The organism is Cupriavidus sp. UBA2010 (assembly GCF_002335265.1).
Taxonomy (GTDB): domain Bacteria; phylum Pseudomonadota; class Gammaproteobacteria; order Burkholderiales; family Burkholderiaceae; genus Cupriavidus; species Cupriavidus metallidurans.
This window is the reverse complement of record NZ_DDCI01000010.1, coordinates 383939-401908: the sequence shown is the minus strand read 5'-3', so window position 1 is coordinate 401908 and position 17970 is coordinate 383939. Positions and strand designations below refer to the sequence as shown.

The window sequence follows — 17970 nt, the reverse complement described above, 5'->3', positions numbered from 1 at the left end:
TTCGTTTTGCGGGGGCAAGCTCAGACTCGGACTTGCTATGGGTCTCGATGTCGCGCACAGCAAGGATCAGAACGCCATATATGTTCAGGTGGGGACCGCCTGGCATTGAGAGTGATCACGGGGCCGGGCACATTGCATGGTGACACTCGACTCGGGAGGTAACGCGAGCGGGGTGAGAACTCCTCTAGCGGCGAATGTCGGGAGAGGATTTGCAATTCTTTATCTACGTGGCGGATGCCGACACGATAGCCCGACGCCATTCTTCGGCATCACACGGTATCGAAATAGCCGAGCCCCCACATCACATATCCATCGATGCGATGGATACCAGCGCATCACGATCCAGGATCTCGATTTGCGAGTAGGCGATCGAGACAATGCTGTCGTTCTCGAACTCCTTCAACTCCTTGTTGAGGCGCTGTCGCGACACGCCGACCAGGGTAGCGAGTTCATCCTGCGAGAGCTTGATGGATAGCGCGACGGTGTTGCCGCGTGGCAGGCCGTAGGCCGGCAGTAGCGAGAGCAAGGCGCGTGCAAGCCGGGCCTTTGCCGGCGAGAGCGCATGCGCGGCCACGCCGTCATAGAGTGAGCGGGAGCGGGCACAGAACAATTGCAGCAGCGATTGTCCCAGGCCCGTGTCATTCGCCAACGCCTCGGCGAACGTGCTCTTTGGTACCAGCAGGACAATGCTCTCGCCGTGGGCCCGCGTGTCGTGAATGGAGTGCTTGCCATCCAGGATCGGGATCACGCCTTGTATCTGCCCCGGTTCCATGAAGCGGACTACGTAGCGCTTGCCTGTGCTTGTCTGCACGCCAACTTCCAGGCTGCCGCGCAAGACGACGATCAGTGACTCCATCGGCTTGCCGCGCGTGGTCAGCATCGCTCCATCAGGGCATACCTCGATTCTGCCGGCTGCCAGAAAACGCTCGAGGGTCTGCGCTGAGCATCTCTCCAATACCGCGGAACGACGCAAAACAGCTTCGGCAAGTGCCCGATATGTGGTGGATGGGTTTTGTGTCGTCAACGTGACAGATTGCTGCGCCGCGTCATACCCAGAATGGGCATCACAACGACAGAGCGAGGCAAAGGTGAGTACACAAAATCATAGCATTGCAGCTACCGCGTTTATTGCGGCGCTGGAACGCAGTGGCGTCGACCACTTCGTCACCGTGCCGGATTGGATTCAGTGGGCGCTCCATGCCCGTATCGGTGCGGGAGTCGATGGCATTCGGGAAGTCATCTGTGCCAACGAGGACCAGGCCGTTACCACGGCCGCCGGACTGACCATCGGTGGCAAACGCCCGGTCATCGCCGTCCAGAACCAGGGACTCTATGCCTGCGTCAACACCATTCGCGCGGTAGCCCTCGACGCACGCATTCCCACCGTTTTCCTTGTTGGCCAGTTCGGCCGCGAGTTCTCCAACTTTGGCGCCAACCCGGCGGAATCGCGTCGCAACATGGTGCGGCTGCTGGAGCCGGTGCTCGACGCGCTGGCCGTGCCGCATTGGCGACTCGAACGACCGGAAGACCTGGCGTGCGTGCAAACCGCATACGAACAGGCGCATAGCCAGCGCGGTGCTGCGGCCTTGATCGTGGGTGCACCCATTGGATGGAACTGAGACCTGTCATGCGAATTCTCGAAGCTTGCAAAGCAATTGAAGCGGCGCGCGATGGCGCGGTTCTGGTGACGACCATGGGGTCGATGTATTTGTTCGATACCCTGGGCGTCAACGCGGGGCGAATCAACTCCGTGCCGTTGATGGGCGGTGCGTCTGGTCTCGGCCTTGGCCTGGCCCTCGCGAAGCCCGAGCGCATGGTGATCGTGGTGGATGGGGATGCGAGTCTGCTGATGCAGCTTGGCAGCCTGGCGACCGTGGCAGGACAGCAGCCGCGCCGGTTTGCCCACTTCGTCGTGCACAACGGCAGCCAGTTCACGGGCGGTGTGAACCTGAAGCTTGCGTGCGAAGACACCATGGATTTTTGTGGCATGGCGCGTGCGGCGGGCTATCGCCATGTTGTACGCGTCGATAGCGTTGCTGTCCTGCTGGACGTAGTGGCCCAAATGCATGACGTGGAAGGGCCGGCATTCTATGAACTCTGCGTGGAGCAGGAGCCGCCACGATTTGACGCGGAGAATCCACAGGCGGAGATGCCGGACCGGCAGTTCTCGAGAATGGGTGCCGAAGCCGTGGCGCTGGCGGCGTGGTTGCAGGAGCGCTAGGCGATGAGCAACTTCGATTTCATCGTCGTCGGGGCCGGTTCCTCAGGCGCGACGCTTGCGACCCGGCTCGCGGAGCGCGGCTCCGGCAAGGTGCTGCTACTCGAAGCGGGTGCTAGCCGGGAGCGCGACTTCTGGGTGCGCGTCCCCATCGGTATCGCCAAGTTACTGTTGAATCCGCGCTACGTATGGCCATTCAAAACGGCGGGCCAACGCCATCTGGAGGGTCAGGAAATCTATTGGCCGCGCGGACGCATGCCTGGCGGCTCGAGTTCGGTCAACGGCATGATCTACGTCCGCGGGGAGCCTGCCGAGTTCGACCATTGGGCGGCGCTCGGCAATCCGGGATGGAGCCACGCGGAACTGCTGCCGTATTTCAAGCGACTGGAATCCACCATGGTTGGATCGGACGCATATCGCGGGCGTAGCGGACCCATCGGCGTGACGTCGCTGGCGCATCTGGGTCATGAGCTTTCGGAGGGCTTCATCGACGCGTGCGAGGCCGGCGGCATCCCCCGAAATGCCGACTACAACGGCGAGCAGTACGAGGGGGTTTCCTATCTGCAACTCTCCACGCGCAATGGGCAACGTTGCAGTACCGCAATCGGCTACCTGCATGGACGGGTGAATGCGAAGATCGACCTGCAGGTCGAGGCGACGGTGACACGCATTCTCTTCGATGGCAAGAAGGCTGTCGGCGTCGAGTATGTCCAGGCTGGTGTTACCCGGAAGGCGTATGCCAGCCGCGAGGTCATCCTCAGTGCCGGGCCGATCAAGTCACCGCAGATACTCGAATTGTCCGGGATCGGCAATGCGGAATTGCTGCGCGAGCATGGCATCCAACCGCGGCATCACCTGCCCGGCGTCGGCGAAAATCTGTCGGATCATCTGCAATGCCGGATCACGTACGAATGCACGAAGCGCATCACGCTGAACGATACGCTTTCGAGCCCACTCCGGCAGCTATGGATGGGCGCGCGTTACATGGTTACACGCAAGGGCATGATGGCGACACCGTCGGCCACCGTACACGCGCTGGCACGGACCGCACCGGCGCAGACGCGTGCTCAGGTCAAGGTGCAGCTTCACCACCTGAGTGGCATGGATCGCTATGCCCGCACGAAGGGGTTTGGTCTGGACGCGCATCCGGGTTTCTCTATCGGCTTCTTCCAGTTGCGGCCGGCATCCCGGGGCAGTCTCCATATCGCCAGCGTGGACCCGCACGCGGCGCCGCATATCGATCCCGCGTACTTCTCGGCGGAGAGCGACAAGGCGGTGATGCTTGAAGGCATTCGCCTGGCCCGGCGCATTGCCAGCCAGCCGGCGCTCGCTTGCTACATCAAGCGCGAAACGCGCCCCGGTGCGGATATTCGCTCGGACGACGAACTGCTGGCCTACATCAGGAAGGCGGGGCAGACCTCATGGCATCCGATCGGGACATGCAAGATGGGCAACGATCCCATGGCAGTGGTGGGCGCCGACCTGAAGGTTCACGGTGTCGCCAATCTGCGCGTGGTGGATTCCTCGATCATGCCGACCATGCCCTCGTCGAACACCAACGCCGCCTCCATCATGATTGGAGAGAAGGCTGCAGACCTCATCCTTGGCAAGACGACCTGACTCAGGGCGTCGACGGAGTACGTGAGATGACTACCAATCAATCGCGCTCGCATGGCGAGCAATCAATGGGCACGACCATGCAGGGACAAACATTCAAGGGCCGGATCGGCAAGACGCTGAAGGACTCCGAGCCGTGGTGGCCAGCCCGGCGTGAGGCGCTGCCGGGCACGCCCAACGTCGTGGTGGTGCTGCTCGACGATCTTGGGTTCTCGGATTTCGGTTGCTATGGAAGCGAGATTCGGACGCCCAACATCGACGGGCTCGCACAGGCGGGGCTGCGTTTCGTCAACTACACGACGGTGCCGATGTGCACGCCGGCGCGGGCGGCCCTGATGACAGGCAAGAACCCGCACGCGGTGGGATGCGGCTGGCTGACGCACAACAATCCCGGGTATCCGGGCTATCAGGCCGGCGAGATTGCGAAGGAGGCGCCCACCATGGCCGAGTTGCTGCGGGAACGCGGCTTCTCGACCTATGCGGTAGGCAAATGGCACAACACCGCTGACTACAACGTGACACCGTCGGGATCGCGCGATGCGTGGCCGCTGCAGCGGGGTTTCGATCGCTTCTATGGCTTCCTCGCGGCGGAGACTAACTATTTCGCTCCCGGGCAACTGATCGAGGGCAATAGCTTCATCGACGTTGAAGAGTATCCGGAGGGTTACTACTGCAGCGACGATTGGACCGACAAGGCAATCCACTGGCTCAAGGACCATCAGGGTGCCAGTCCGGACAAGCCGTTCTTCCTGTACCTTGCCCACAACGCCCCGCATGTGCCCTTGCAGGCCAAGCCGGAGGACATCCAACGCTATGCGGGAGCCTATCACCAGGGCTGGGACCAGACCCGGAAGGAACGCCATGCGCGCCAGGTCGCCGACGGGCTGATCCCGGCAGACTGGCAGCTATCCGAGCGAAGCCCCAACATCCCCGCCTGGGAGACGCTGGATGCCGACACACGCCGGCTCTATGCCCACTACATGGAAGTTTATGCCGCGATGGTTGACAACATCGACCAGAACGTCGGGCGGCTGGCGGACTTCCTGCGCGATGCGGGCATGCTCGATAACACCATCTTCATCATCACCTCGGACAACGGCGCTTCGTCAATCGGAGGGCCGCAAGGCGCGGCAAATATCTTCGAGAAGCGCGTCTCGGGAGCCGAGCCTAAGGGGCTGGCAGAGTCGATGATGCAAGACGGCAAGCTCGGTGGCGCGCATTCATACGCGGCCTATCCGGTCGGTTGGGGCAACGCGTCGAACACGCCATTTCGCTTTTACAAGCGCACACCGATGAATGGCGGCATCCGTGTGCCATATGTCATGCACTGGCCACGGGGCATTGCGGACGCAGGCGCCATCCGCCGGCAATGGATTCACGTGACCGACACCTTGCCGACGTTGCTCGAACTGGCCGGCGTCCGCTACCCGGAGGTCTTCAACAGTCTGCCCACCGGCGGCATGAATGGGAGATCGTTCCGCAAGATGCTGGCGGAGGCCGGACACCCCGCCGCGCGGGATCGCCAGCACTATGAACTGGAGGGCAATCGGGGCTATATCCGGGGGCAATGGAAGATTGTTTCGTTGCAGCCTCCAGGTGCGGCCATCGAACTGGACAACTGGATGCTGTTCGACCTTGCCGCCGATCCGACCGAGTGCGAAGACGTTGCCAAGGGGCATCCTGAACTGCTGGCGGCGCTGATCGCGGAGTTCGAAGCGGATGCCGAGGCCAACTACATCTACCCGCTCGACAACCGGGACAACCGTCGGGCGCTCTCTGTGCCACCGTTCCTGGAGAAGGCAAACGCGAGTGCCAGGATGTTCTATTCCGGGACATCGACGGTGCCGACCGCTATCGTGTCGCCGCTGATTGCGGACCGGGACTACGATCTCGAATGCAATTTCTCGTATGAGAGCGGGCAGGAGGGGGTGCTGCTTGCGTTCGGGAACTCCTTTGGCGGTTTGACCATCTTCGTGCAGCAGGGCCAACTTCACATCGTTTACAACGGTGGTCAACGACAGGCCGAACTTGCCGGGCAGCAACTGTCCGCCGGTGACCACGTGCTGGCCCTGGCGCATCGGGCCACGGGCGGGCGGCGAGGTGTCGGCGTCATCAGCCTGGACGGTGCGCCGGTCGGTGATCTGGATATGTCGCCAACCATCGTGAGACTCACGGGTGAGGGCCTGGACGTGGGCTGCGATCGTCGGCTGAAAGTCAGTGACCGCTATGGCACGCGCGGTGCATTCCCCTATGCGGGAAGCATCCGCTTCGTTCGGCTCACACCAGGACAGCAGGCGGTAGACAGTCTGGCGAACCGTCCCGAACGCCTCGCACAGATCGACTAGCGAGCCATGCTTCCGCGCTGCAAGCCCAAAACAAGAATGGAGACCAACATGCCTATGACGCACCGCCGCCGCGTGATGTTCGCGCTGGCCCTGTCCGCGCTGACGCTGCCGTTTGGCGCACGGGCAACTGAAAACTGGCCGACCAAGGCCATTCGCATCATCGTTCCGTACCCGGCCGGAGGCGGTCCGGACATCTCGGTCCGCAAGCTTGCCGAGATCATGGGCAGGCACCTGGGCGTTCCGGTAATCGTCGATAACAAGCCCGGAGCTTCCGCCTTGCTCGGCACTCAGGTTGCGGCCGCGGCCGCGCCCGATGGCTACACGGTTGCTTACATCACGTCGGGCCTGGTGACCGTCGAGGCCATGACCCACAAGATTGACCTGTCCAAGGCTTTGCAGCCGGTGGCCAAGGTCAATACCTCGGCATTTGTTGCGGTAGTGCCCTCCAACTCGAAGTACCACACCCTGCAGGAGCTGATCGGTGCCGCCAAGGCACACCCTGGGTCACTGAGTTACGGCTCGGCCGGTGTCGGATCGCCTGCGCACATGGCAGTCGAGTACATGAAGCGGAGCGTGTCGGGGCTGGAGTTCCTGCATGTCCCTTACAAGGGGGCCGTGGAGTCGATCAATGCGATGCGTAGCGGGCAGATCGACTTCTCCATCATGGTGCTTTCCTCGGCGCTGCCGCAGATCAAGGCCGGTAGCCTGAAGGCACTCGCCGTGACCACGCCCGCCCGAGTGCCGCAACTCGCCGGTACGCCGACCTTCGTCGAAGCTGGTGTGCCGCGCTATGGCTTCTCCTCGTGGGGGGGCTTCGCGCTGCCCGCGGGCACGTCGCCGGCCATTACACGGAAACTGTTCGCTGCGATACAGGCTGCGGCACATGACCCCGGATTTCAGTCGATCCAGGAGAACCTGGGGTCGGTGACGGACGTCAGTAGCTCCCCGGACCAGTTCCGCGCGGAACTGAATGACGCCGTTCGCGCGGAGGAGTCGGTGGCAAGGACCATCGTCCAGCAATAGCGCATCACATTCCCATCGATACACGTGTCCATCCGCCGACGATCCGTAGGCGGAGGGCATCGCTCGTCCGCAAGCTATCGGCCGCAAGAGCCGAGGCTCGTCTGCGAACCGCACGACACGAGCAACGCACAGCCAGAACCACAATAGAGGAGGAGAGACCTTATGAAGAAGATGATGGTTGCCACGCTTGCCACCGCAACGATGGCCCCGTTCGCGCACGCACAGTCATCGGTGACGTTGTATGGCGTGGTGACAACGAGTCTGCAGTACGTGAACCGGATGCAGAACACCTCTGGTGGCGTGCTCGCGCCGGGTAGTGGTTCGACCTTCCAGATGAATTCTTCCGGCATCGCACAGTCGCGGTTTGGGCTGCGCGGGGTGGAGGACCTGGGCGGTGGCTTCAAGAGTCTGTTCGTCCTGGAGAACCAGTTCAACACCGACAATGGCCAGCTTGGCGGCGGGCTGATGTTCGGCCGCCAAGCCTTCGTCGGGTTGCAGAATACCTATGGCAGGCTGACGTTCGGGCGTCAGTACACGTCAAGCTTCCTGACGATGGGCAGCTTCACCCCGGTGGCCTATGCGCCAGAGTTCGAGCCGGTGGTAGGCATCTCTGGGCCAAATTTCCGGGAAAGCAACATGGCGCAGTATCAGGGGGTGTTCGGCCCGGTCACCGCCACGGCGCATTGGTCGTTCGGAGAGCGCGCGGGTACCTTCTCGGCCGGGTCGGCCTACGGTGTGGGTGTTTCGTATCTGAACGATGTATTCGGCGTCGCGCTTGGGTACGACGAAGTGAAAACACTGAATACGGCACAAGTCGCTGGCAACTCGACGTCGAACGACTACGGCCGTGACATGCGCGCCACGGTGGCAGCTAGCTACATGCTCGGGCCAGTGAAGCTGGTCGCGGGATATCGCTGGGGGAACTCAGTGGCGCCGTCGACCGGCACACCATCGCTGCTGCCACATCGGGACAACATGTACTGGGCTGGTATCAACTGGTATGCGACTGGCGCACTCAAGCTGACGCTGGCGTACTACTACGACGATATCAAGGATGCCACCATCGGCGGTGTGCATACTAATCCGAAGAACCTGCAGCAATATCTGGCGCTGGCGGATTACAACCTCTCAAAGCGCACCGACGTCTTCCTTGGTGTCATGTACGCCCGCAATGCCTCGCTGAACTGGGACAACATCACCTACTTGCCGAATGGCCAATCCATCGGCTATTCACCCGCTACCTCTCAGGTCTACTACAAGACGCCAAGCTCAAGTGGACAGCTTGGCGTGTCAATGGGCATGCGGCATGTCTTTTAGGCATTTTTGGCGATGAGCCAGGTCAATGCCTGGGTCCTTGCCGGGAGTCTGTGCTTCCATCAGTGCAGATTTCCGGCGCAATGTCCGTTCGCAGTTGGAACCGGCCTTCGCGGGCCACACCGCCGCGTGTCGCCTCTTGGCCGAGCGAGGGGCCAGGCAGCACCCGAACTAGCCAAATCGATCTCGATTTGCGGTTCTCGACAGCAGCAACTCATTTGCTGAATCGAGGTTGCCGGTGTCTGGAACGATCGCGCCTGCGTGGATGAGCCGCTTGGCTCGCCAGAGTGGGATGCGATCGATGATGGAGGCGTTCTCTGGGGTCATCACGGCAACGTGCACAACATGCAGGGTAATCGGTGATCGCACCGTAACGAGGCGATGGCCCGCTGCCATCAGACCAATGATTCTGCGCTGAAGAATGGAGTTACCCACTTCGGATACTTGAGCGATGACGGGAGGATCCATGCTGCAGTCCTTTTTCCCCATGCAGTTGACATCTGATGCCTCGGTCTTCGCATTTCGTGCCACGATGCCGTGGCAGATCGCCTGGCAGTACGGGACATCAGCCCAAGTTGCATTCAGGCAACGCAGATAGATGGAGGCGGCAGATAGAGGGAGACAGCAGGGCCCGCATGTCGACTTCGATCGCTACAAGCTGGCCCCGCCGACGGCGCTGTTGGTGTTGCCGCACTCGTCGCTTTGGGGGCTTTGAAAATTTGGCTTGAAATGCAACAAGGTTGCATTTAAGATCTGTTTGCAACAATGTTGCATTAACAGATCGCCCGCATTTGGCAGGATGCCTTGCGGGCAAACCAAATCCTCATGCTTCCAGCCAAGCTTCCTGTCACCGTGCTCTCGGGCTTCCTCGGCGCGGGCAAGACCACCTTGCTTAATCACATCCTCCATAACCGTGAGGGTCGTCGCGTCGCGGTGATCGTCAACGACATGTCCGACGTCAACATCGATGCCGCGCTTGTCCGGGATGGCGGCGCCAATCTTTCGCGGACGGAAGAGACATTGGTCGAGATGAGCAATGGGTGCATCTGCTGCACGCTGCGCGAAGATCTGCTGCTGGAAGTCGACCGGCTGGCGAGGGAAGGGCGATTCGACCAACTGGTTATCGAATCGACCGGGATCTCGGAGCCCTTGCCGGTGGCGGAGACCTTTACGTTCGAAGGCGAAGATGGCCGTAGTCTCAATGAGGTTGCCCATCTGGACACCATGGTCACGGTGGTCGACGCCTTCAATTTCCTCCGCGACTACGGTTCGCGCGACAGTCTGCAATCGCGCGGCGAGTCACTGGGCGAGAAGGATGCGCGCACCGTCGTGGACCTCCTGATCGATCAGGTCGAATTCTGCGATGTGCTGGTCTTGAACAAGGTCGATCTGATCGTCGACGCGGACCGCGAGCGCCTCCTGGCCATTCTGCGCGCGCTCAACCCCAGGGCACGTATCGAGATCGCCGAGTTTGGCCGGGTGCCTCTCGATCGGGTGCTCGACACAGGTTTGTTCGATTTCGAGGAAGCATCGAAAGCGCCCGGCTGGATACAGGAAATGCGCGGCAAGCACGTGCCTGAGACCGAGGAATACGGCATTCGCAGCTTCGTCTACGGCGCCCGTCGACCATTTCATCCTCAACGCTTCCACGCGTTTGTCGCGGCCGAATGGCCGGGTGTGGTGCGGTCAAAGGGGTTCTTCTGGCTGGCAAGCCATCCGACGCTCGCGGGAACCTGGTCTCAGGCTGGCGCCGTTGCCAGGCACGGTCCGGCCGGTTACTGGTGGGCCGCGGTGCCGCCCGAGCGCTGGCCGGACGACCCGGAGTCCGTTGCCTTGATTCGCGCCAAATGGGACGACAGCGTCGGCGATGCGCGTCAGGAGATCGTGTTGATTGGTGTCGACATGGACGAGTTCGAACTTCGTAGATGTCTGGACGCCTGCCTGTTGACGGACGACGAGATGGCGCAGGGTCCTGATGCGTGGACCACCTGGCACAACCCCTTTCCTGACTGGCCCTGACACTTGGGGCTCCCCATGCGCCTAGGACATTGGGGATGCCTTCCCAATCCGAACGAAAGCATGAGCGCAGCCCTTCCCGACGTTTCCTTGACCGAAGTCTCCCCGACCTTCACCCCGCTGGAGTGGGTCGGCATGCAGGGCATCGACCTGCCAATCAGGCTTGTCGAGCCTGGCTATCGGCGTCAGTTGCACGCCCGCGCGGACATTCATGTCGACCTGCCCGCGCCCAGGGTCAAGGGGATCCATATGTCTCGCCTGTACGCGCTGCTGGATGCGCCGGACGATGGCGCGGGTCTTTCGCCCATCCGCATACGGCAATTGCTTGAAGCGGTGGTGGACAGTCATCGCGATTGCGAGACAGGCGGCGCGCGGCTACGCCTGCGTTTTGATCTGCTAGTCCGTCGCCCCGCATTGGTCACGGAAGGCATTGCAGGATGGAAGTCGTATCCGGTACGGCTGGACGCATCGCTGGTTGGCAATGTCTTTGCGCTGACGGCTCGGGTAACGGCAGGCTACTCGTCGACTTGTCCGTGCTCCGCGGCATTGACCCGGCAACTGGTAGAGCGAGGGTTTGCGAAGGCGTTCGCACATAAGCGTCATGTCGACGTCGCCGAAGTCTCGGCCTGGTTGCGGCAACACGGCACGCTGGCGACGCCACACAGCCAGCGTAGCGAGGCGTCGATCACTGTGGATATTGCCGTCGATTCGCCAAACCTGGAGCTTCTCGACCTGATCGACCACATCGAGCGCGCGCTTGGCACGCCACTACAGACTGCCGTCAAGCGTGCCGATGAGCAGGCATTCGCCGCGCTGAATGGCCAGAATCTCATGTTCGTTGAAGACGCGGCGCGCCGCATTCAGGTTGCGCTGGACGGACGTTTCGCGAATCCCAGGGTTCACGTTCGGCACCTTGAAAGTCTCCATCCTCATGATGCGGTGGCTTGGGCAGCGCCGTTGCAGATGAAGCATGCACGGGAGGTGGCCGCATGACTTCCGCGCTCAGCCTCTACAACTCGCTGACCCGCAAGAAGGAGCCCTTGCGGACCGGGCAGCCGGGCCGCGTCGCGATGTATGTCTGCGGGCCAACGGTCTACAACTTCGCGCATATCGGCAATGCCAGGCCGGCCGTTGTCTTCGACGTGCTGGCGCGGCTACTGCGCGAGCAATACGCAGAAGTGGTCTACGCCCGCAACTTCACCGATGTGGACGACAAGATCAACGCGAGCGCGGCGGCGGAGGGCGTGCCTATCGGCACCATTACTGCGCGCTACATCGATGCCTACCACGAGGACATGCGGGCGCTGGGCGTGTTGATTCCTGACCTGGAGCCGCGCGTCACCGAGCACATCCCCGCGATCATTGCCTTGATACGGCGGCTGATCGCAAACGGGAATGCCTATGTCGAACAGGATCATGTCCTGTTTCACGTGCCGTCCTTTCCCGCGTATGGCCAGCTTTCGGGTCGCCGACCTGAGGACATGCTCGCCGGCGCACGCGTCGAGGTCGCACCATACAAGCGCGATCCGCTGGACTTTGTCCTCTGGAAGCCGTCCACTGCCGAGCTTCCGGGTTGGCCGAGTCCGTGGGGACGCGGGCGACCAGGTTGGCATATCGAATGCTCAGCCATGATCGGGCAACACCTGGGAAGCACGATCGACATCCACGGGGGCGGCCAGGATCTGATATTCCCGCATCACGAGAATGAGATTGCCCAGGGCACTTGCGCGAATGGCGAGATGTACTGCCGCACCTGGGTTCACAACAGCTTCGTTACCGTGGACGGCCAGAAAATGTCCAAGTCGCTCGGCAACGTTCTGCTGCTGCGCGATCTGCTGGGGCAGGCGCCGGGGGAGGCGATACGACTGGCGTTGCTTTCGGCGCATTACCGGCATCCGCTCGACTGGAACGCGCAGCGCCTGCTGACGGCGCGCCAGACCCTGTCGCGCTTCTACCGGGGGCTGAAGACAGTTGAACACATCGAGATCTCGCCCGGCGAAGAGCCTGACGAGGAGGTAATCGCGGCCCTCAACAATGACCTGAACATTCCGGGTGCGCTGGCGCGACTCCACGTGTTGCTCGCCGAGCTGGAAAAGGCAGGTACCGATGCCGGCCGATCCGTGGCCAAGGCGCGGGTGACGGCGTCGGGACGGTTGCTCGGATTGTTCCAGCAGGATCCAAACTCCGCGCTCCAGGCACTGGCCGGGCCAGCAGACATCCATGGTCTCGCCACTGCTGCGGACGCGGCACGGATCGACCATTTGGTCGCGGAGCGCGAGCAGGCCCGCAAGCGCCGCGACTTCGCACGGGCAGACGCACTGCGTGAGGAACTTGGCGCGGCCGGTGTCCTGGTTCACGACACGGCCAATGGGAGTACCTGGACCCTTGTCGATGGAACTCCAGCATAAGGGCGGCGGGCGCACGTGACGACGGCATGCTGATTCGCAAGCTCTTCCGCTTCGAGAACGCCCATATCGTGCGCGGATGCAGCACGAGGCGCTGCTCGCATTCCATCCACGGGCATTCGTACAAGATCGAGTTACTGCTGGAGGCACACTCACTCGACCATGGACAGATGGTCTATGACTTCGGCCTGCTCAAGGGCGGCGCGTTTACGCTGATCGACGCCTTCGACCATGCGGTCACGCTATGGACCGGCGACGACCCAGCGTATCTGGCATCCATGCGCCAGCATTCAGAGCGTTGGGTGTTGATACCGGTGTCGCCAAGCGCCGAACAATTCTCAAGGTTGTTCTTCCGGCTGGTGGATGCGGTGCTAGCCACGACCGCCTTGCGCAATGGCGAGGGAGACGTGCGATTGCACTCCGTCATCGTCCATGAAACGGAGACCGGCTATGCGCAGTGTTTCCGTGAGGACGCCGAGAATCCCCGCATGGGGCGCATCGAGCTTGAATCCATCGTCTTCGCGCCCGCCATCACGGCGCAATGGTGCGACGCGGCGTTGTTCGAACGGTTAAAACGCGCGTGCGGATTAGCACGCCAGGAATCCGCTACATGATCAGAAAGAACCCGAGCGGCGATCTGCCGCAGATTCACCCGAGCGCCTTCGTTGACCCGACGGCCGTCCTGTGCGGCAAGGTGGTTGTTGCGGAGAACGTATTTATCGGTCCCTACGCGGTGATTCGTGCCGACGAGGTAGATGCCAATGGCCAGCTTGAGCCGATCCTGATTGGCGCGCATTCCAACATACAAGACGGCGTCGTCGTCCATTCCAAGTCTGGCGCGCGGGTATCGATCGGGGAACGCACCTCGATCGCGCATCGTGCCATCGTTCACGGTCCGTGCCGGGTCGGTAATGGGGTGTTCATCGGATTCAATAGCGTGCTATTCGACTGCGTCGTGGAAGACGGCTGCGTGGTGCGATTCAACGCCGTGGTCGATGGCTGCCATCTGCCGGCCGGCTTCCATGTTCCGTCGACGATGCGCATTGGACGATCCACCGACCTTGCCACACTCCCCAAGGTGTCCGTCGACGCCAGCGAGTTTTCCGAAGATGTCGCGCTGACCAACAACGCGTTGGTGCGCGGATACAAAGCCATCCAGAACGAGTTCTGAAACATGTCGGTTGCTCCTACGCTGCCACGCACAATCATGGAGGGCGCAGCATGATGGATGGAACATTCACCGATGTTGGGCGGTCATCGGCACGCCGCCATGCGGACCTGCTGGTGATTGGCGGCACCCTCGCCACCCCCAACGGTGTCGAGCGCGCCGATGTCGCATGTGCGGCCGGTCGCATCGTGGCGCTTGGAGACCTGCAGCACTCATGGACGGCCGATGCCACGCTCGACGCGAAGGGTCTGCACGTACTGCCGGGCGTTATCGATAGTCAGGTGCATTTCCGCGAGCCCGGCTTGACGCACAAGGAAACGTTGGAGGCCGGCACGCGCGGTGCGGTGCTAGGCGGCGTCACGGCGGTATTCGAGATGCCGAACACGCAACCGCTCACATTGCGTGCAGAGGATCTCCAGGCGAAGCTTGATGCGGCACGGGGACGAGCGTGGTGCGACCACGCGTTCTACATCGGCGGGTCGTCCGTAAATGCCGAGCATCTGGAGTACCTGGAGAGTCTGCCTGGCTGTGCTGGCGTGAAGGTCTTCATGGGCAGCTCGTTTGGCGACCTGCTGGCGGATGAAAACGAGGTGCTATGTCGGATCCTGGCGCACGGCCGCCGCAGGATGGCCGTGCATGCTGAGGATGAGGCCCGCCTGCGCGACCGCAAGGTCATCGCCGAGTCGAGCGGCGACGTGCGCCAGCACCCGGTCTGGCGCGACGCCAGCAGCGCATTGCTGGCCACGCAGCGCATCGTGACGCTTGCCGGGGATACTGGGCGGCGCCTTCATATCCTGCATGTTTCGACTGCCGAAGAGATTGCCTTCCTATCGGATCGGAAGGATCGCGTGACAGTTGAAGTGACGCCGCACCACCTGACCCTGGAGGCGCCAGAATGCTACGAGCGCCTGGGGACGCTGGCACAAATGAATCCTCCGGTGCGTGAACGTCGCCACCGGGACGCCCTATGGCAAGCGATTCGCGAGGGCGTCGTCGATGTCATCGGTAGTGACCATGCGCCTCACACGCTTGAGGAAAAGAGTCGTCCATATCCAGCTTCGCCCAGCGGCATGACCGGTGTGCAGACACTGGTGCCGGTGATGCTGAATCATGTGCATCGTGGTCAATTGAGCCTTCAGCGATTCGTCGACCTGACAAGCGCCGGACCGGCCCGGATCTTCGGTGTCGAAGGGAAGGGCCGTATCGCGCTTGGCTACGACGCCGACTTGACGCTGGTCGATCTGGAGGCTCGCAGGACCATCCGCAACGACTGGATCGCGAGTGTCAGCGGATGGACGCCCTATGACGGCATCGGCGTTACGGGCTGGCCGATCCATACCGTGGTGCGTGGCCACATCGTCGTGCGGGACGAAGCGCTCGTCGGGACGACACCTCTGGGTCGACCGTTGCGCTTCCTTGAAGCGCCACCACGAGTGCCAGGCGACATCTGAGATCAGGTGGCAGGGGGCCAGGTCGGGTCGGGGCAGCCAATGCCTGCTGATGGTGCGCGTGTCCGTCAGAACTGCAGCGATACGTTCGCCAGGAACGTGCGTGTTGACGCTGGCAGGACAAAGCCGTCATACGTGGTCGTCCAGTATCGGCGTCCAAACACATTGTTGACCACAGCGCGCACCGTCAGCGTCTTGCCAGCCATGCGCGTGGTGTAGCGCGCGCCGACATCGGCGGTGGTGTATGAAGGTATGTGCTGCGTGTTGGCCGAATTGACATACATATCGCCGGTTACCTTGGCGCCGGTCCACAGCGTCAGGCCGGGGGCGAACGGGGTGTCGTACTCGATGCGGCCCGTCACGATGTAGTTCGGCGTGGCGAACACGCGCTTGCCATTGACCAGGGGGTCGTCGACGCCAGAGGTCTTCGTGTCGAGCCACAACACACCACCCATCAGCCGTACATCGCGTGCTACGCGTAACCAGCCGCTTGTGTCCAGGCCGGTGAAACGCTGGCTGCCGTCCTGCACGAAGTAGTTGGCCGAGTTGGTGTACTCGTAGCCCTTTTCAACGCGGAACAGCGCGACGTTGGCCCCCCACTTGTCGCGGTCGGTCTTGAATCCCAGTTCATATTGCCGGCTCTTGAGTGGACCAAAGGTCTGCCCGGCGTTGACATTGGTGACGCCCGCCGATCCTCCCTGCTCCAGCGACTCCACGTAGCTGAAATACGCCGTGGAGAAGTCGTCGGTTTTGTACATCAGCGCAACGGTCGGGGTGAACGGATTGGCGCTGTAGTGCGAGGTTTTGACTTGCGACGGATCGTAGTTGTCCTGCGTGAAGTCGTTGTAGCGCACGCCGGCCAGTACCGAAAAACGTGGCGTGAACTGGATTGTGTCGCTCAGGTAGACCGATTTCTGCTGAATCCTGTAGTCGCGGTACGGGATGTAGTCCTTGCCCACGCCCGGCTGCTCGGGCAGCGGCACCGGGTTATACAGATTGCTGGTGCCCATGGGGATGCCATTGCCGCCAAGACCGTTGTCGAGTTCGCGCACCTGCGAGAGGTAGCCAATGCCGGCAACGATATCGTGCTTGATCGCACCCGTCTCGAACTTGCCCTGCACCATTGCGTCGTACGCCTGGTAGTAGTAGGCGGTCTTCCAGCGGTAGTTAGTGTCGGAGAAATCCCCGGCACTATTGGTAACGTACAGGAAGCTGTCGGCGTTAAGCCGGTTCTGGCGCGCAAATCGATACTTGAAGCTGGCCTGCCAGGCATCGTTGATGCGGTAGTCCACGCCGGTGCCTACGGTAAGCGTGTCGGTCTCGTGCGACGACCACGGCTGTGCCAGATTCCGGGCCACGCTGCTGGCGGGCGGAATGGACAGGTCCGACGCGAACGACAGGCCGAAGATCGTGCCCTGCGACTTGCGCTTCCAGTACATGACGTCGGCATTCCATGTGAGGTCCGGGGTGATGCGGAAATCCGTGGCCAGCGAGAAGGCCTGGCGCCGCACATGCACGTTTGGCTCGTTGGTGTTGCCATCCTCGTTGACCGCATTGATCCGATAGCCGAAGCGGTCATCCACGCCGAAGCGACCGCCGAGGTCGACCTTCTCGCTCCAGACGCTGTTGGCCTGGTAGCCGACCGTGACTTCTCGCAATGGCTTGTCCGTCGGACGTTTCACCACATAGTTGATGATGCCGCCGGGTGAGCCGAAGCCGTACATGAAGCCTGACAGCCCCTTGAGCAGTTCCACCTGTTCGAATGGTTCGAGTGGCATGTCGGCATCCCACGTGACGAAGTTCTGCCCATCCACCTTGGTGCCATTGAGCATGTCCACGCGCATGCCGCGCACGGCGAAGTAGGAGTTCTCGGTCCGCGCGTTATCGCCCAGCACCGACACGGCCGGGTCGTACTTGAACACGTCGTTGGCCGTCTGCGCCAGGCGTTGCTGGATCTCGTCGCCCGATACGGCCACCACGGAGAAGGGCGTATCCACGGGCTTGCGGTCGCCCAGCGCGCCGCTATTGACCCGTTCCACTTTGACGGCCTCCCCGGAGCGGTCCGCCACCACGGTAGCCGCCGGCAACATGGTCGCGTCGGCTGTGTCCTGCGACTGTGCCTGCGCTGGCTGCGAAAGGCTGAAGCTCAGCGCGGCAATGGCTACCGGCGACAGGATCGGCAGCGGGCGCGCCGAGCGCGTCGAATTACGCGCGCGCAAGCTCGCGTGCCTGTCGAGTGAATCAAGCATGGACATACAGACTTCCTGGATTGTTGTTGTTCTGGTGCGTGGCTCCGCACCCGGATGCGGCTGAATTTGACCGGAATACTAATACGAATGCAAATGATTTGCATTTATTACGATGTTCAGATGAGGGTCAAACGAGGGGCGATGTTCGGGTCGTTGCCAGGAGAGAG

Annotated in this window: 15 protein-coding genes; 12 read left to right on the top strand and 3 right to left on the bottom strand. The window is 61.8% G+C overall.

The genetic code is table 11. The features are described 5' to 3' along the window. Positions 1 to 301: 301 nt before the first annotated feature. Complete coding sequence (locus B2246_RS07315) at positions 302 to 955, bottom strand: Crp/Fnr family transcriptional regulator (RefSeq protein ID WP_349676971.1); 654 nt, start codon at positions 953 to 955, stop codon at positions 302 to 304. A 133-nt stretch (positions 956 to 1088) separates the two neighbouring features. On the opposite strand from B2246_RS07315, the gene B2246_RS07310 reads away from it, so the two are divergent. From B2246_RS07310 to B2246_RS07285, 6 genes are all read left to right on the top strand, one after another. Continuing rightward, the gene (locus B2246_RS07310) at positions 1089 to 1619 is read left to right on the top strand and encodes a thiamine pyrophosphate-binding protein (RefSeq protein ID WP_008644566.1); all 531 of its coding nucleotides are present in this window, start codon (positions 1089 to 1091) and stop codon (positions 1617 to 1619) included. Positions 1620 to 1627: 8 nt separating this feature from the next. Beyond that, positions 1628 to 2221 (top strand): thiamine pyrophosphate-dependent enzyme, encoded by a 594-nt coding sequence (locus B2246_RS07305; RefSeq protein WP_286881000.1) that lies wholly within the window; start codon positions 1628 to 1630, stop codon positions 2219 to 2221. A gap of 3 nt (positions 2222 to 2224) precedes the next feature. After that, positions 2225 to 3838 carry a GMC family oxidoreductase gene (locus B2246_RS07300; RefSeq protein WP_286880998.1) on the top strand — a complete coding sequence of 538 codons (1614 nt, stop codon included), beginning with the start codon at positions 2225 to 2227 and terminating at the stop codon, positions 3836 to 3838. 26 nt (positions 3839 to 3864) lie between these two features. Then, complete coding sequence (locus B2246_RS07295) at positions 3865 to 6180, top strand: arylsulfatase (protein WP_286880995.1); 2316 nt, start codon at positions 3865 to 3867, stop codon at positions 6178 to 6180. Between the two features lie 48 nt (positions 6181 to 6228). Beyond that, entirely contained in the window at positions 6229 to 7203 is a 975-nt protein-coding gene (locus tag B2246_RS07290; protein ID WP_234706950.1) for a Bug family tripartite tricarboxylate transporter substrate binding protein, read from the top strand. Between the two features lie 162 nt (positions 7204 to 7365). After that, a complete protein-coding gene (locus B2246_RS07285; RefSeq protein WP_286880992.1) occupies positions 7366 to 8520 on the top strand; it encodes a porin in 1155 nt (384 codons plus the stop codon). A gap of 168 nt (positions 8521 to 8688) precedes the next feature. Here the strand turns inward: B2246_RS07285 and B2246_RS07280 are convergent, their stop codons facing one another. Continuing rightward, on the bottom strand, positions 8689 to 8985 hold the full coding sequence (locus tag B2246_RS07280; RefSeq protein ID WP_040011230.1) for a hypothetical protein: 297 nt from the start codon (positions 8983 to 8985) through the stop codon (positions 8689 to 8691). Positions 8986 to 9342: 357 nt separating this feature from the next. Between B2246_RS07280 and zigA the strand changes: the two genes are divergently transcribed. Genes zigA through B2246_RS07250 form a run of 6 tightly spaced genes read left to right on the top strand, consistent with a single transcriptional unit; the run spans position 9343 to position 15557 of the window. Then, positions 9343 to 10536, top strand: coding sequence for a zinc metallochaperone GTPase ZigA (gene zigA / locus B2246_RS07275; RefSeq protein ID WP_008650601.1), 1194 nt, complete (start codon positions 9343 to 9345; stop codon positions 10534 to 10536). Between the two features lie 60 nt (positions 10537 to 10596). Next, positions 10597 to 11526: a GTP cyclohydrolase FolE2 gene (gene folE2 / locus B2246_RS07270; protein ID WP_286880985.1), complete on the top strand. Its 930-nt coding sequence runs from the start codon at positions 10597 to 10599 to the stop codon at positions 11524 to 11526. Then, positions 11523 to 12941 carry a cysteine--tRNA ligase gene (cysS, locus tag B2246_RS07265; RefSeq protein ID WP_035881822.1) on the top strand — a complete coding sequence of 473 codons (1419 nt, stop codon included), beginning with the start codon at positions 11523 to 11525 and terminating at the stop codon, positions 12939 to 12941. The genes folE2 and cysS overlap by 4 nt, the downstream gene beginning before the upstream one ends. A 26-nt stretch (positions 12942 to 12967) precedes the next feature. Then, a complete protein-coding gene (locus tag B2246_RS07260; RefSeq protein WP_008650596.1) occupies positions 12968 to 13552 on the top strand; it encodes a 6-pyruvoyl trahydropterin synthase family protein in 585 nt (194 codons plus the stop codon). Beyond that, complete coding sequence (locus B2246_RS07255) at positions 13549 to 14109, top strand: carbonate dehydratase (protein ID WP_286880978.1); 561 nt, start codon at positions 13549 to 13551, stop codon at positions 14107 to 14109. Before B2246_RS07260 ends, B2246_RS07255 begins: the two co-directional genes overlap by 4 nt. Before the next feature lie 50 nt (positions 14110 to 14159). Continuing rightward, positions 14160 to 15557, top strand: coding sequence for a dihydroorotase (locus B2246_RS07250; RefSeq protein ID WP_186425268.1), 1398 nt, complete (start codon positions 14160 to 14162; stop codon positions 15555 to 15557). A 65-nt stretch (positions 15558 to 15622) separates the two neighbouring features. Here the strand turns inward: B2246_RS07250 and B2246_RS07245 are convergent, their stop codons facing one another. After that, entirely contained in the window at positions 15623 to 17809 is a 2187-nt protein-coding gene (locus B2246_RS07245; protein WP_186425269.1) for a TonB-dependent siderophore receptor, read from the bottom strand. Positions 17810 to 17970: the final 161 nt, after the last annotated feature.